General features: G+C 58.2%; 11 protein-coding genes and 1 tRNA gene. 4 read left to right on the top strand and 8 right to left on the bottom strand.

What is annotated here, in order from left to right:
• Window positions 1-14: 14 nt before the first annotated feature.
• From C1J05_RS19680 to C1J05_RS19645, 8 genes are all read right to left on the bottom strand, one after another.
• On the bottom strand, window positions 15-974 hold the full coding sequence (locus C1J05_RS19680; protein ID WP_114871745.1) for a D-2-hydroxyacid dehydrogenase: 960 nt from the start codon (window positions 972-974) through the stop codon (window positions 15-17).
• Complete coding sequence (locus C1J05_RS19675) at window positions 971-2,314, bottom strand: MmgE/PrpD family protein (protein WP_114871744.1); 1,344 nt, start codon at window positions 2,312-2,314, stop codon at window positions 971-973. Before C1J05_RS19675 ends, C1J05_RS19680 begins: the two co-directional genes overlap by 4 nt.
• Window positions 2,311-3,063 (bottom strand): maleate cis-trans isomerase family protein, encoded by a 753-nt coding sequence (locus C1J05_RS19670; RefSeq protein ID WP_114871743.1) that lies wholly within the window; start codon window positions 3,061-3,063, stop codon window positions 2,311-2,313. The genes C1J05_RS19675 and C1J05_RS19670 overlap by 4 nt, the downstream gene beginning before the upstream one ends.
• Window positions 3,060-4,142, bottom strand: a complete 1,083-nt coding sequence (locus C1J05_RS19665; RefSeq protein ID WP_114871742.1) for a pyridoxal phosphate-dependent aminotransferase — start codon at window positions 4,140-4,142, stop codon at window positions 3,060-3,062. Before C1J05_RS19665 ends, C1J05_RS19670 begins: the two co-directional genes overlap by 4 nt.
• Complete coding sequence (locus C1J05_RS19660) at window positions 4,135-5,778, bottom strand: hydantoinase B/oxoprolinase family protein (RefSeq protein WP_114871741.1); 1,644 nt, start codon at window positions 5,776-5,778, stop codon at window positions 4,135-4,137. Before C1J05_RS19660 ends, C1J05_RS19665 begins: the two co-directional genes overlap by 8 nt.
• The gene (locus C1J05_RS19655; protein ID WP_114871740.1) at window positions 5,775-7,868 is read right to left on the bottom strand and encodes a hydantoinase/oxoprolinase family protein; all 2,094 of its coding nucleotides are present in this window, start codon (window positions 7,866-7,868) and stop codon (window positions 5,775-5,777) included. The genes C1J05_RS19660 and C1J05_RS19655 overlap by 4 nt, the downstream gene beginning before the upstream one ends.
• Window positions 7,869-8,077: 209 nt before the next feature.
• Window positions 8,078-9,265 carry a winged helix-turn-helix domain-containing protein gene (locus tag C1J05_RS19650; RefSeq protein ID WP_114871739.1) on the bottom strand — a complete coding sequence of 396 codons (1,188 nt, stop codon included), beginning with the start codon at window positions 9,263-9,265 and terminating at the stop codon, window positions 8,078-8,080.
• Between the two features lie 4 nt (window positions 9,266-9,269).
• Window positions 9,270-10,295: a LacI family DNA-binding transcriptional regulator gene (locus C1J05_RS19645; RefSeq protein WP_114872470.1), complete on the bottom strand. Its 1,026-nt coding sequence runs from the start codon at window positions 10,293-10,295 to the stop codon at window positions 9,270-9,272.
• A 120-nt stretch (window positions 10,296-10,415) separates the two neighbouring features.
• On the opposite strand from C1J05_RS19645, the gene C1J05_RS19640 reads away from it, so the two are divergent.
• The 4 genes from C1J05_RS19640 to C1J05_RS19625 all read left to right on the top strand — a co-directional run bounded on the left by C1J05_RS19640 (window position 10,416) and on the right by C1J05_RS19625 (window position 13,624).
• Window positions 10,416-10,492: transfer RNA gene (locus C1J05_RS19640), tRNA-Arg, on the top strand.
• Window positions 10,493-10,638: 146 nt separating this feature from the next.
• Window positions 10,639-11,850 carry an aromatic ring-hydroxylating oxygenase subunit alpha gene (locus C1J05_RS19635; RefSeq protein ID WP_114871738.1) on the top strand — a complete coding sequence of 404 codons (1,212 nt, stop codon included), beginning with the start codon at window positions 10,639-10,641 and terminating at the stop codon, window positions 11,848-11,850.
• A 71-nt stretch (window positions 11,851-11,921) separates the two neighbouring features.
• Window positions 11,922-12,791: an ABC transporter permease gene (locus C1J05_RS19630; protein ID WP_254684656.1), complete on the top strand. Its 870-nt coding sequence runs from the start codon at window positions 11,922-11,924 to the stop codon at window positions 12,789-12,791.
• Entirely contained in the window at window positions 12,788-13,624 is an 837-nt protein-coding gene (locus C1J05_RS19625; RefSeq protein ID WP_114871737.1) for an ABC transporter permease, read from the top strand. The genes C1J05_RS19630 and C1J05_RS19625 overlap by 4 nt, the downstream gene beginning before the upstream one ends.

Raw genomic sequence — 13,624 nt, 5'->3', positions numbered from 1 at the left:
CTTTTTGTAGTCATTCAGTAGCCGCGATGCGGATCAACAATGTTGTGCAGCGGTGCGCCCTGCTGAAACCGGACAAGATTGTCCGAGAACATCAGGATCGATGCGTTCTCCCAGCCGTCATAAACGCTTGAACAATGCGGCGAAACAACCAGATTTGGCAGCTCCCACAGCGGGCTATCTTCGGGCAAAGGCTCTGTTTCGAACACATCAAGACCAGCGGCAGCCAGATTGCCCCGCGTCAACGCATCGATCAGGGCGGATTGCACGACGACACCGCCGCGCGAAACATCAACAAGCAGGGCACCGGGTTTCATGGTGGCAAAGGCTGCCGCGTCCAGTAATCCTCTGGTGCTGTCCAGAAGGGGGGTGCAGACAACAATGGCGTCCGCGCTGGGCAAAAGGGTTGCGATTTCATCCGCGGCATAGACATGATCGACATTGTCCATCGGTTGCGGGCGCGCACGTGTGCCGATCACAGTCATGCCAAACGCCTGCGCCAGCGCGGCAACGGCCTGACCGGTTTGCCCCAATCCGATGACCAGCAGCGTTTTGCCGCGCAACGGCGTGACAGTCCTGTTCCGCCAGATGCGGGCGGATTTGTCAGCATTCAGTCCGTCGATATCCAGGGTGAAATGCAACAGGCAGCCAAACGCAAACTCGGCCATCATGCCAGCTGCGACACCGGCAGCATTGGTAACAGTGATCTTGTCCGTGTCCCACTTGCCCAGATGATCCACACCGGATCCGCCGACGGACAGCCAGCGCGGCGCATCAGGGCCCAAGACCGCCTGCGCCGGGTAAGACGGTGTTCCCGCAAAACGGGTAGAAAACACCACGTCAGGGCGGTTATCCCGCAGGCATTGCGGCAATGCCTCGTATGTATTGCACGGTACGAAGGTAAGATCGGGATGCCGCGGTGACAGCAGATCGATACAGGGTTGCGGATGGTCTGTGTGAATTACGACAGTGGTCATTCCGGCCCCTTTTCCACGACATGCGACAGACTGGAAAACAGGGTGTCGGACTGCACCAGCCCCATGCCGGCATCCCAGATCGCCTGACTGCGGCCAGGTCCGAAAGACGGATTTACCATCGCGTCAAATTTTTCCCTCAGTTCTGTCTGGTCCATCGGTGCCTCGGGCCCACCTCTGGCATGAACATCACCGGAATGAAAGCTGCGCCCGTCGCGCAGTGTCATCGTCACATCCGACCAGCGCCCGGCAGGAAAGCGATCAGAATGGCGCGCCGTTTCGCTGACTGTGATCCGTGTCAACACCTGCGCGGTTTCCGGGTCGGACAAGGCCGCGCCGCTCACATGTTCGGGGGCGATGCGCCCATGACGCATCAGAACAGCGACAGCAAAAGGAAGCGAATACTGCGCCTGCGATGTGGTTTCCGGCATACCGGAATAAAGACATGCCGCCTGACGGAATGTGTTGATATGGACAGACGCAATCTGATCCGCGTTCAGGTCGTGGGTGGTGAGCAGCGCGTGTGTGGCATCAATCGCGGCATGGGCCCACCGGCAGATCGGGTGGGGCTTGATATAATTCCGCTCAATGGTCCAGTCGCCCCCCAGATCGGCCCAGTGTTGCGCAACCTCGTCTGATTCCACCGTGATGGCGGGCGCGCCCAGAAATCCGCGTTCGGCCAGCAGCACGGCGTTCACGCCGGTCAGCGCACCGATCCCTGATCCATCGTGCAACATGGTGGGGTTTGCAATTTCGCGCATCATCTGGCTGCGCGGGCCGTGGTATTCCGCAATGCCCAATCCCTGCCGCAGCGTCGGCGTATCGTGATTGCGCAGTCGCGCCCCCAAAGCGGCCACGCCCAAGGCGTTCCATGCGCCGGATGTGTGATAGTCAGACACTGTTGCGTGCAATGAAATTCCGGCGCGGGCCGCAACTTCGTATGACATGGCCAAGGCCGTCAGCGCCTGCCTGCCGGTCAATTCCGGGCAATGTGCGGCAAAGGCAAACAGCGCGGGCACGACAGCACATCCGATATGCCCGAGGGTCGGATTATAGCCGTCATGCGCATCCAGATTATCGATCTGGGTGGCCGCAGCAAAGGCCGCGCCAGACAGGCTGGCATGGCGCCCGTCAAACAGGATCGGGGCGGCAAAACCGGCGCCGCTGGCCGCGTGGAAATCAACCGCAAAATCGCGCGCGATCCGCCCGGCATCCAGATGGGTCGCGCCCGCGCATACCCCCAATGTGTCAACCAGCAGCGTGGCAGCCATCGCCAGCGCGCTTTCGGGAACCGACAGGTCGGGATCAAGAATGAAATCTGCAATTTTTTCCATCTGCGTCATGCCGTTCCCCTTTCCAGCGATGTGAACAGGTTTCCAAACCCGTCTGCGTATCCCAGCCCAAGGTGATGCAAAGCCTGAAACAGCATCGCCTGATTTGACGTGATCACCGGCTTGCCCAGTTCGGCTTCAAGCCGGTCGATGATTTCCACACTGCGCATGTCAGTGCACGACAGAACAATCGCCTGCGCGTCCGGATGATCGGCGGCGCGCCCCAGATCGAAAACCTTTTGCGGCGTCAGTTCGCCCTGACTGTAATTGTCCAAAGTGCCCATAACTTCAGAGCGGTGCAGGGTGGTTACTCCGCAGCTTTGCAGAAAGGCGACTGCGTCATCATTGATTTTTGGAACATAGGGGGATGCAAAGCCAATTCTGGTTGCGCCCAGGGCCTTCAGCGCAAAAACCAGCGCCCCTGCCGCAGTCACTGTTGCCGCACCGCTCAAATCCGTGATCTTGCGCGACAGGTCGGCATCAAATTGCGGTCCGTGCGTCAGCGTGGCAGAGGTACAGCCGTACATCACCACATCCGGCCTTACCCCCAGCAACAGGGCCAGCGGTTCATCCAGATCGGATGCACCAAGACCGGCCATTTGTTTTTCGTCCGGTATCTCATCGCGATCATATCCGCCCAGACGCGCGTAATGAAACGACACGCCTTGCGGCCGCATAAGCGCCATGTCCGCCTCAAGGTTTGTATTGGTAAAGGGCACAAGAACCCCGATACGGGCCGTCCCGCGGGAAAGATATCTCATTTGGTGCCTCGTTGTTCGTGCCATTGTTTCAGGGTTTCTATAGCAAGCTTCATATCCTCTGGGGGTCCTATTGTTGCCCGCAGGCATTCCGGTAATCCGTACCCGGCCATGCCGCGCATGATCACGCCGCGTTGTCGCAACGCGCTGTCCGCACTGTTGGCGCTGGCGGCGCTGTCAAACCGGATCAGGGCAAAATTCGTCTGGCTTTCAGGTACTTCAAGGCCCAGTTGACGGCAGGTTTTTATCAGCTCTGTGCGCAGGTCCGCCGTCAGGCTGCATGTTTTTTTCATGTATTCCTGATCCTGCATCGCTGCGGCGGCAGCGGCCTGGCTGACGGCACTGATATTGTTCGGGTTCAGCAATTTGCGTGTTTCGCTGGCGATATGTTCGGGAAAAACGCCCCACCCGACACGCAGGCCCGCCAGACCGTAAGCCTTGGAAAACGTGCGCAGAATGACGGTATTGCCCGATTGGGCCATATCAAAGACCGGTTCGTTCGAAGTGGCAAACTCTCCATAGGCCTCGTCAATGATCAATAGGGTATCGCGGGGCAATGCGGCCCGCAGATCGCGCAAATCCTGCGAAGGGATCACGGTGCCTGTCGGGTTGCCGGGGTTTGCGATGCACACGATTTTTGTGTCGTCCGTCAAAGCGGTCAGCAGGGTATTTGTGCAAACGCGCAAATCCGGTTCCGGCGCAATCAGATACCGTGCCTGCGTGACATGCGCCATGGTCCGGAAAAAGGCATAGCTGTAGGCGGGGGCCAGTATCGTGTCTGTCGCGCTGGCATAGGCATGCAGCAGCGCGGCAATCAATTCCATTGATCCAGCCCCGCACAGGATCATGGCCGGATCGATGGCATGGACCTGCGCGATGGCATTGCGCAGATCGGTCCAATCGGGATCAGGATAAAGCGCGGCCTGACCCATTGCCGTGATCGCCGCTTGGCTGGCGCGGGGGCTGGGCGGGCGCAGACTTTCGTTCTGGGACAGGGAAATCAGCCGTGTGCCGGGTTCCGCCGTCAGGTTGGCCAGCGCATAAGGGGCCATATCGGCGATATGTGCGTTCGCCTTAAGCATTTCGCTGCGCCTTGTCCCTGCTGACCAGCCCGAACGCGATATCGCGCGCGATATCCTCTGGCGCGCGTTGGGCCGGATCACCAAATCCGCCGCCGCCGGGCGTTTCAAACACAAGCGTTTTTCCCGCAGGAATGCGCACCTCGCCCTTGCCGGGCAAATCGGGCCCGTCCATCCCGATACGCACACGACCGGGCGCACCGGCATGCCCGCCGTTGCGTCCCCGTGCCGGGTTCTTGATCCGTTCAACCGACAGAAACAGCATAATGTCTTCGTCCGTAGCGGATATCATTTCGATGTGCTGGCCCAAACCGCCACGAAATGTTCCGGCACCGCCACTGTCACAGCGCAATTCGCGCTTGGTGATCAAAACCGGTGCGACCGCTTCGGTCATTTCAACCTGACTGCCCCAGACGCCGCTGGGAAAGGCTGTGGCCGACAAGCCATCGGCGGTCGGGCGGGCCCCGGTGCCGCCATTATAGACCAGTTCCAGCGCGAATTGGGTGCCACCCGATTGAACCGCATCAGGTGTGTGGCGCAATGGCAGATCATACATGCACGATGCGCCTTCGGACGGCACGGAATGGGGCAGGGCCTGATGCAGACAGCCATAGACCAGATCAGGCGTCATCTGCCCGATCGTATGGCGCATTGCGACCGGGGCGGGTGCCACAGCATTCAAAATGCATCCTTCTGGCGCCGTCACCTGAAACGGTTCCAGTGATCCGGCATTGTTGGGAATGTCCGGCCCGATAATGCAGCGCAAAGCAAAGACGGAATACGCTGTCGCATAATTCAACGGAACGTTGATGCCTTTTGCCGAGCACCCCGATGTTCCGGTAAAATCAAGCGAAATGCCCGTATCAGACACTGTCAGCGTGGCACAAAGATCGATCGCGGATTCGTATCCGTCGATCCCGATCGTGTTCTTGTAAACGCCGTTAGGCACTTGGGCGATTGCCGCCAGAGTACCGGCGCGTGATGTGGCAATAATATAGTCGGACAAGGCGTTCAGATCCTGCAATCCGAATTCTTCCATCATCCCGGACAGGCGGGTTGCACCCGTTTCACAACACGCGACCAGCGCGTAAATGTCGCCTTCATTGGCAACCGGCTCGCGCGAATTGGCTTTGACGATCTCCATCAGCAGCGCGTTGATCTCGCCGCGTTCAACCAGTTTGCAGGGGGGCATCAGCAGCCCTTCGTCATAGATATCCGACCCTTCGGGACCCATCCCAAGGCCACCCAGATCGACCAGATGTGATGTACACGAGGTAAAGCCGATAACGCGCCCCTGAAAGAAAACCGGCATCATCAACAGGAAATCGTTCAGATGCCCCGAGGCGATCCAGGGATCGTTGGTCATGTAGATATCGCCCGGTTGCATCTGTTGCAGATCAAACCGGGCGCGCAAGGTTTTGACGGCTTCGGCCATCGTGTTGATGTGCCCGGGTGTACCTGTCACGGCCTGTGCCAGCATGCGGCCCTGAAGATCGAAGATTCCAGCCGAGATATCGCCGCACTCGCGCACGATCGGGCTGAAAGCCGCGCGGATCAGGGCCTGACCCTGCTCTTCGACAATCGCCAAAAGCCGGTTCCACATCACTTGCAGGCGGGTGTTGGACAAATCGTTCATCATACGCGCTCCTCTTGCGTCAGAACCAGGGTGCCGTTCGCGTCAACGCGGGCACGGAAATCGCGGCTGACGAATGTTGTAGTTTGCGGTTCAAGGATCAGGGCAGGGCCGTTCAGCGTGTCGCCGGGCCGCAGCGTTTTGCGCAGGTAGACACCGGCCTTGGCCGGCTGGCCGGTGATATCGCAAATGATCGTTCGCGTGCTGTCGGGCTGCGCATCGTTTTGTGCAATATCCCTTGTTTCGGGGCTGGGTTCCTGCGCGTGGGTTGAAACCGTCAGCGCCCAGTTCATGATTTCGATTTTCATTCCGGGGACGATGCGCGAAAACTGCTGGCTGTATTCCCGTTCGAACGATGCCTTCAATCCGGCAATGTCGCTGGCGGCCAGTTTCCGTTCTGGCAATGCAATTTCAATTTCGTGCCCTTGTCCGTGATACCGCATGAAGGCGCTGCGTTTCTGGTGCAGTGGCTGATCGGGGGCACCTGCGCGCACCACGGCGCTGGCCTGTTGCGCCATCTCTTCGAAAAACCGGTTCAGCGCCTCGGTATCCAGATCATCTAGGGTGGCGTAGCGGCTACGCACAATTTCGAAGGATACGGGTGCAAAAAGGAACCCGACAGCAGATCCGACGCCGGGATCGTGCGGGATCAGAATGCGTGAAACACCGGCCCTGCGCGCAACGCGGGTTGCGTGCAATGGCCCGTTGCCACCAAAGGCAATCATCGTGCGTGTCGCCAGATCCTTGCCGGATTCAATCGCGTGCATCCGCCCGGCGCTGGCCATGCTTTCGTCGACAATTTCGCTGATGCCAATTGCAGCGCCGATACTGTCTGTTTGCAACGCTGCTGCCAGGTATTGCGCCAGCGCGTTTTGCGCGGCACCGGCATCGATCTTCAGGCGTCCCTCGGCAAAGCGATCAGGGTCTATCAAGCCCAAAACAACATCTGAATCCGTCACTGTCGGTTCGCTTCCGCCCTTGGCAAAGGCCGCTGGGCCCGGTTCGCTGCCCGCGCTTTGTGGTCCGACCTTCAGCCGGCCCAGCCGGTCAACGGACGCGATCGAACCGCCGCCGGCCCCGATCTCGATCATTTCAAGCACGGGAATGCGCACCGGCATGCCACTGCCCTTGATGAACCGTTCAGCGCGCGAGATTTCGAAATTCCGCGCCGTTTGCGGCTGAAACCGGTCGATCAGACACAGCTTGGCCGTGGTACCCCCCATGTCGAAAGACAGCACTTCGGTTTCACCGCTTTGCGCGGCAACACGCGCGGCCAGAATGGCACCACCGGCAGGCCCGGATTCAACCAGACGGATCGGGTGTTGCACCGCCGTTTCCAGCGTGGTCATCCCGCCACCTGCTGTCATCATCAGGATCGGGCAGGTCAGGCCATGGGCCGCGAACCGGTTGGCAAAATCCTTCAGGTACCGCGACATCAGCGGTTGAACATATGCGTTGGCAACGGTGGTGCAGAGCCGTTCAAATTCGCGGGCTTCGGGGCTGATATCACTTGATACCGACACCACCAGATCGGGCCGGTGATGCAGGATCAGCCGGGCCAAGGCCTGTTCGTGATCCGCATTTGCGTAACTGTGCAGGAGGCAAATTGCCACCGCATCAGCCCCACAGGCATCCAACTGTTCCAAAAGAACGGGCACGGCATCGGTATCCAGAGGTGTCAGTTCCTGACCTTTTGCATTCATGCGCCCGCCGATTGTCAGGCTGCGGTCCCGCGTGACCAGCAAATCGGGCTTTGTCAGGTTGATGTCATATTGGCTGTATCGGCGCTCATAGGCGATTTCCAGAATATCGCGGAAACCGGCCGTCGTGATGGTTGCCACCTGCGCCCCGCGCCGTTCGATCAGGGCGTTGGTTGCCAGGGTCGTGCCGTGGATAAATCCGGTCACATCGGCCATCTGGTGTCCGGCCAGGTCCAGCGCGATGTGTGCGCCATCCAGCGCACCAATTGTCGGATTTTCCGGTGTGGTCGGGGTTTTGGCGGTGGCAAGAACCTCCAGCTTGCCATTCATAAGAACCGTGTCGGTAAACGTGCCGCCGATATCGACGGCAAGGCGCAAACTGGATTGAGATGTCATTGGGTGTCTTTGAAAAAAGGGCAGGGCTGCCCGTGTCTAACAATGGCGAACAGGGGCGTTTTGGCCCCGCCCGTTAAACAACCAGATCGCAGCCGGTCGCGCGGCGATTGCAAAGCTGGGTTTGAACAATGCTATTCAAAGGGGTGTCCGCCGATCCAAAGATACAAGAAAACCGTGGCGAAAAGTTTTGAGTCTGTCAAATGATCAATTCAAGGACGCAGCCAGCCGTCGGCAAACTCGATCCGGGAAGTTCCGGCAAGACGGCCAATCCGGACCAGTTCAGCGCCCAGTTTCTGTGTCCTTGTGTCTGACCACCTGATGTCTTTTTCCGGCCAGACCGCCCTGACGATCAGCTTGTCCAGATCACGATGCGCTTTCATATCGATCCGTCCGACCAGCCTGCGGCCCTGCAATAACGGAAAGACATAATAGCCGTAGTTGCGTTTGGCTTCGGGCGTGAAGACCTCGATTCGATAGTGAAATCCAAACAGGCGTTCCGCGCGCGCCCGGTCCCGCAATGCCGGGTCAAACGGGCTAAGCACCCGGATGCGGTTTGTCGGCTCGGGCGCTGAGTGTGCGCTGGTAAAAACATCGGGGCGCGCAAAACAGCGGCGCAGGGATCCGTCGGCGCTTTCAACATCCAGTTCAGCCAGATGTTCGGTGCACCACGCCTTGGCCTCGGCGGGTGTGACAGTTGCCCAGAATGCCGCGATTTCGCCCGAGGTGGCAAAGCCCAGCCGATCCAGCGCGCCCGCGCATTTCCAGTAGATACTGGTCTGGGGATCAGGGCGATTGTCTATCAGGGTCTGGTCAATCACGCGCTCTGTCAGATCGTATTGCTTTTGAAAGGCGTTGCGCCCGGTGACGGTCAGCGCGCCGCTGCGCCACAGATATTCCAGTGCGGTTTTGGACGGGTGCCAATCCCACCAGCCGCCCGATCCGCGCTTTTCATGTTTGCCAACATCCGAAGATCCCACAGGGCCATGATCACGGACATGGCGCAGAACTTCTTCGAACTGGCTTTCAAATCCGTCGCGCCGCCAGTTGCGCCACTGGTTCTTCAGCTTTTGGGCGTCTCGTGCCTGCCGCAGGTGCCAGTGCGGATAAAACTCCATCGGGATCATCGCGGCATCATGGGTCCAGTGTTCGAACAGGGCCTGATCTTTTTCATATAACCGCTTCAGATCGGCACAGCGAAAGGACGGGCGTCGTGCAAACAGGATCAGATCATGCGCGCGGGCGACGGTGTTGATGCTGTCAAGCTGGACAAACCCCAGGCGTTTGATCAGTTCGCCTAGGATAGGCCCCTTTGCTGGCCCGGCGGGGGGGTCGGCCAGGGCATGCCGGTCCAGAAACAAACGCCGTGCATCGGCATTTTTCAAAATCGGTACAGGCACCCGGTCAACGCCGTTTCAGCGTGTCGCCATAGGAAATTTTCGGGGTCAGCGTAATCCGGGTTTCGAAATCTTTCCGGTTCTCATCCATCGCATCGCAGATGATCTTGGCCGCCGCCCGCCCGATTTCGAGACGGCAGGCATCCATAGTGGCCAGCTTGCGTGGCAGGCCTTGCAACAATTCGACCCCGTTAAAGCCAGCAAGGCCAATCTGCCCCGGAATGTCGATGCCCTGCTCCAAAAGATAAAGCAAACCCCCTGCACCGATCATATCGTTCGAATAGTACAGAAAATCCAGATCGGGGCTGCGTTCCAGCATTTGCTGGGTCATTTCGCGACCCTTTACCAGTGCTGATCCACCGGAATAAAACGCTCTGTCCTCGATCTCGACACCGGCCTTGGCCAGCGCTTCGGTGAATCCTTCGAACCGTTTGCGCGCGCGGTGGTCCAGCGGCATCTTGGTGCCCATGAACCCGATATGCTGATACCCCGCCTTCAGGATTGCCTGCGCCATTTCGCGCCCCGCGCGACGATGTGAAATGCCAACCATCGCGTCCACCGGGCGGCCGTCGACATCCATGATCTCGACCACGGGAATGCCTGCGTTTTCCAGCATCGCGCGGGCCGCGTCGGAATGTTCCAGCCCCGCGATAATCACGCCGGATGGCCGCCACGACAACATCTCGTAAAGCACTTGTTCTTCTTTTTCAGGCAGATAATCCGTCACCCCGACAACCGGTTGCAAGGGCGTGTCTTCCAGCACCTGATTGATGCCTGTCAGCACCTCGGGGAACACCATATTGGACAAGGACGGTATGATCACTGCCACCAGATTGACCCGTTGCGACGCCAGCGCGCCGGCGATCTTGTTGGGCACGTAGCCCAATTGCTTGGCCGCCGCCAGAACACGTTCGCGGGTTGCATCCGATACATCGCCCCGATTGCGCAGAACCCTGCTGACCGTCATTTCGGACACGCCGGATGCTTCTGAAACATCGCGAAGGGTCAGCGGGCGTTTGGTTTCTGTGCTCACGGGTATGTCTCGATTGATTGATGCTCTTGCGATCTTTGTTACCGCAAACGGGGTTGCCGGTACAAGCGTGATGCAAAATCCATGACAATGCCGGATCATATCGCTATGACAGGCCCGCGTGACCCCGTGGCTCAACTGGATAGAGCAGCCCCCTCCTAAGGGGCAGGTTGCAGGTTCGAATCCTGCCGGGGTCGCCATTACCTCTGTTTTTTGCGATTGAATCGGTGCTGAACGGCGCATGTCGCCAGTCTGGGCATGTCCGCGCTGTATTTTTTATTTGAGCACTCAAACATTTTTTGGTACGAAGGATCACGTGAAACTTGGTGCCCGGAGGCGCTTTCCCATGAATGACCAAGATCCGAATTTGAACATTCCCAACAACTGGGACCGCAGAGGCTTGCCTGCGTGGAGCTTTTTCAACCCCGAAATGCTCGAGATGGAAAAGGACATGTTGTTCAGGCGGCACTGGCAGGTTGTGTGTCATGCAAGCGATGTGCCCAACACGGGTGATTTTCTGGCCTTTGACATCGTGGGTGAACGCGCGCTGATCATTCGCGGGGAAGACGGCGAAATCCGAGCGTTTCACAACCTGTGTCGCCATCGCGGATCGCGTGTGGTCGGCGAAGAAAGCGGCACTTGCAAATCCGCGATTATCTGTCCGTTTCACGGGTGGGCCTATAATCTTGATGGCACTCTGCGCGGCGCCGCGCAGCCCAAGACCCTGCCCGATCTGGACCCTGTGGAATTCGGGCTGAAACCGCTGGAGTTCGAGGTTTGGAAAGGGTTCGTTTTCGTGCGCTTCCAACCGGGGCCGCAACCTTCGGTCAAACAGATATTGTCGCGTCTGGAAGCGGAAGTGGATCAGTACAACACGGAAGATTTTGTGCCCACCGGCGACGGGTTCTGGGCCGAAGAAGTCAACGCGAACTGGAAATGTGTGCGCGATGTGGACAACGAAGGCTATCACGTGCCGATGGCGCATCCCGGATTGCAGGATCTTTATGGCGGGAATTACTATGACGAACCTCTGACCGACGGATCAAACCGGTCGTTCGCCACCTTCCGCGGCAGCCCCGGCCGTTTGTGGAGTGTGCGTCAGTACAAGAATATTCTGAAAAGCCCCGACAATCTGGATGACACGCACAAGGACGCGTGGCTTTACATCGGGATGTTCCCCAATTTCGTAATCAGCCTTTATCCGGACTCGATCAGCTTTTATCAGGAGTTTCCGATTTCCAACGGGAAATGCATCCAGCGCGGTGCGGTTTACAAACACAAGAACGAAGACCGGCGCATGCGGTTGTCGCGGTATCTAAGCGGGCGGATCGACAGGCTGACCACCAAGGAAGACGAACAACTGATCGAATGGACATGGGAGGCTGCATTTTCCAGCGCCTATGATGGTGTTGTTCTGTCCGATCTTGAATACGGGGTAAAAGCCTATCACGACGAATTGCGCCGCCTGTTCCCGGTGCTGACTCAGGAAGAGCCAGCGGCGGGTACGGTAGAATCGCAGAACGCAGCCCTGCTGGAAAAAGTAAAGGGCGACAGGTGATCCGAAATATGCATGAATTGTCACAGCACCCCGGTTCCGGGGTGGTGGCATCAGCGCTGGGGATTTCGTGATTGTCGGTTGAAATCAGCAAAGAGCATCGTCAGGGGCTGACCCTGATCAGCCCGACCCTTATCTATGCACTGATCATGCTGGCGGCACCTTTGCTGATGGTGCTGACCTTCAGTTTCTGGACCCAGAACTATCTGGATATCGACCGGACTCTGACGCTGGACAACTACCGCGAGGCATGGTCGCAGCCGATCTATCAGGTGCTGCTGTACCGTTCTCTCCGGATTTCGCTGATCGTGACATTCGTGACGGTTCTGCTGGCGTTCCCGATCGCCTATTATCTGTCCTTTCACGTGAAACGGCGCAAGGCGTTGTGGCTGTTCCTGATCACCGTTCCGTTCTGGACAAGCTATCTGTTGCGGGTGTTTCTGTGGAAGGTGATCCTGGGGTATAACGGTGTGCTCAATTCCACATTGATGAACCTGGGTTTTATCGACGAACCGCTGACCTTTATCCTTTACAATGCAAACGCGGTGGTGCTGACCCTGGCCCATGCTTGGGCGCCGTTTGCCATTTTGCCGATCTTCGTTGCACTGGAAAAGATCGACAGGTCCCTGCTGGAAGCGGCCGAAGATCTGGGTGACGGGCCGATGCGCCGGTTTTTCCGTGTGACATTGCCTTTGGCGATGCCGGGCGTCGTGGCGGCCACCCTGATCGTTCTGATCCCGACTGTTGGCGATTTCATTACGCCGCGTCTGGTGGGGGGAACAGACGGGTTGATGATTTCCAACATGATCCAGATCCAGTTCGGCAAGGCCAATAACGCGCCGCTTGGGGCTGCACTGGCGGTTACGTCGATGGTCGTGGTCGCCTTTATCAGCGTGCTGATATTTCTGGCCGGTCGCCGGTTTGGCGGAAAGGTCCAGAGATGAGTGTGAAGCGGCGCAACTACCTGTCGGTGAACTGGCTGCTGGTTTATGCCGTGGCCTATATGGTGTTCCTTTATGCGCCGGTCATCCTGCTGCCGCTTTTTGCATTCAATGACGCGACGATCATCGCCTTCCCGCTTAGCGGTTACACCACCAAATGGTTCGATCTGTTGTGGGAAACCGATGCCTTGCACGGTGCCGTCAGGAACAGTCTGGTTGTTGCCGTTTCAACGGCTGTGATCAGCACCTTGCTGGGGGCCTGCGCTGCGCGAGCGATGGCGCGATACCGGTTCCCGATGAAAAAGGGCATTGTCGGCTTTATCATGCTGCCGCTTGTGCTGCCTGAAATCATCGTGGCCGTTGCGTTGTTGGTGATGCTAATGCAATTGGGCATGTCCCTGTCATTGTGGACGGTTGTCGCGGGGCATGTTCTGATCTGCACGCCATTTGCCATTGCCATTCTCAGTTCGGCGTTTCAGGGGCTGGATCAAAGCCTGGAAGAGGCCTCATTCGATCTGGGTGAAACCAAATGGGGCACGTTTACGCGGGTGACATTGCCCTTGGTGATGCCCGGTATCGTGTCCAGCCTGCTGATCACGTTCACCATTTCGCTGGATGAATTCATCATCGCGTTTTTCCTGACCGGAACCGACGTCACGCTTCCGGTCTATATCTGGAGCCAGTTGCGCTTTCCGACCAAACTGCCTTCGATCATGGCGCTTGGAACCATATTGCTGGTTCTGTCGATCCTGTTGCTGATGGCGTCCGAATGGTTCCGCCGCCGGGCGGCGCGCCGGCAGGGAATGGATGCGTCCGCATCCGGTGGATTTATCTAG

It is taken from the genome of Sulfitobacter sp. JL08, assembly GCF_003352045.1.
Classification (GTDB): Bacteria; Pseudomonadota; Alphaproteobacteria; order Rhodobacterales; family Rhodobacteraceae; genus JL08.
Note: the sequence above shows the minus strand (reverse complement) of the source record. Positions and strands in the feature narration are given on the sequence as shown.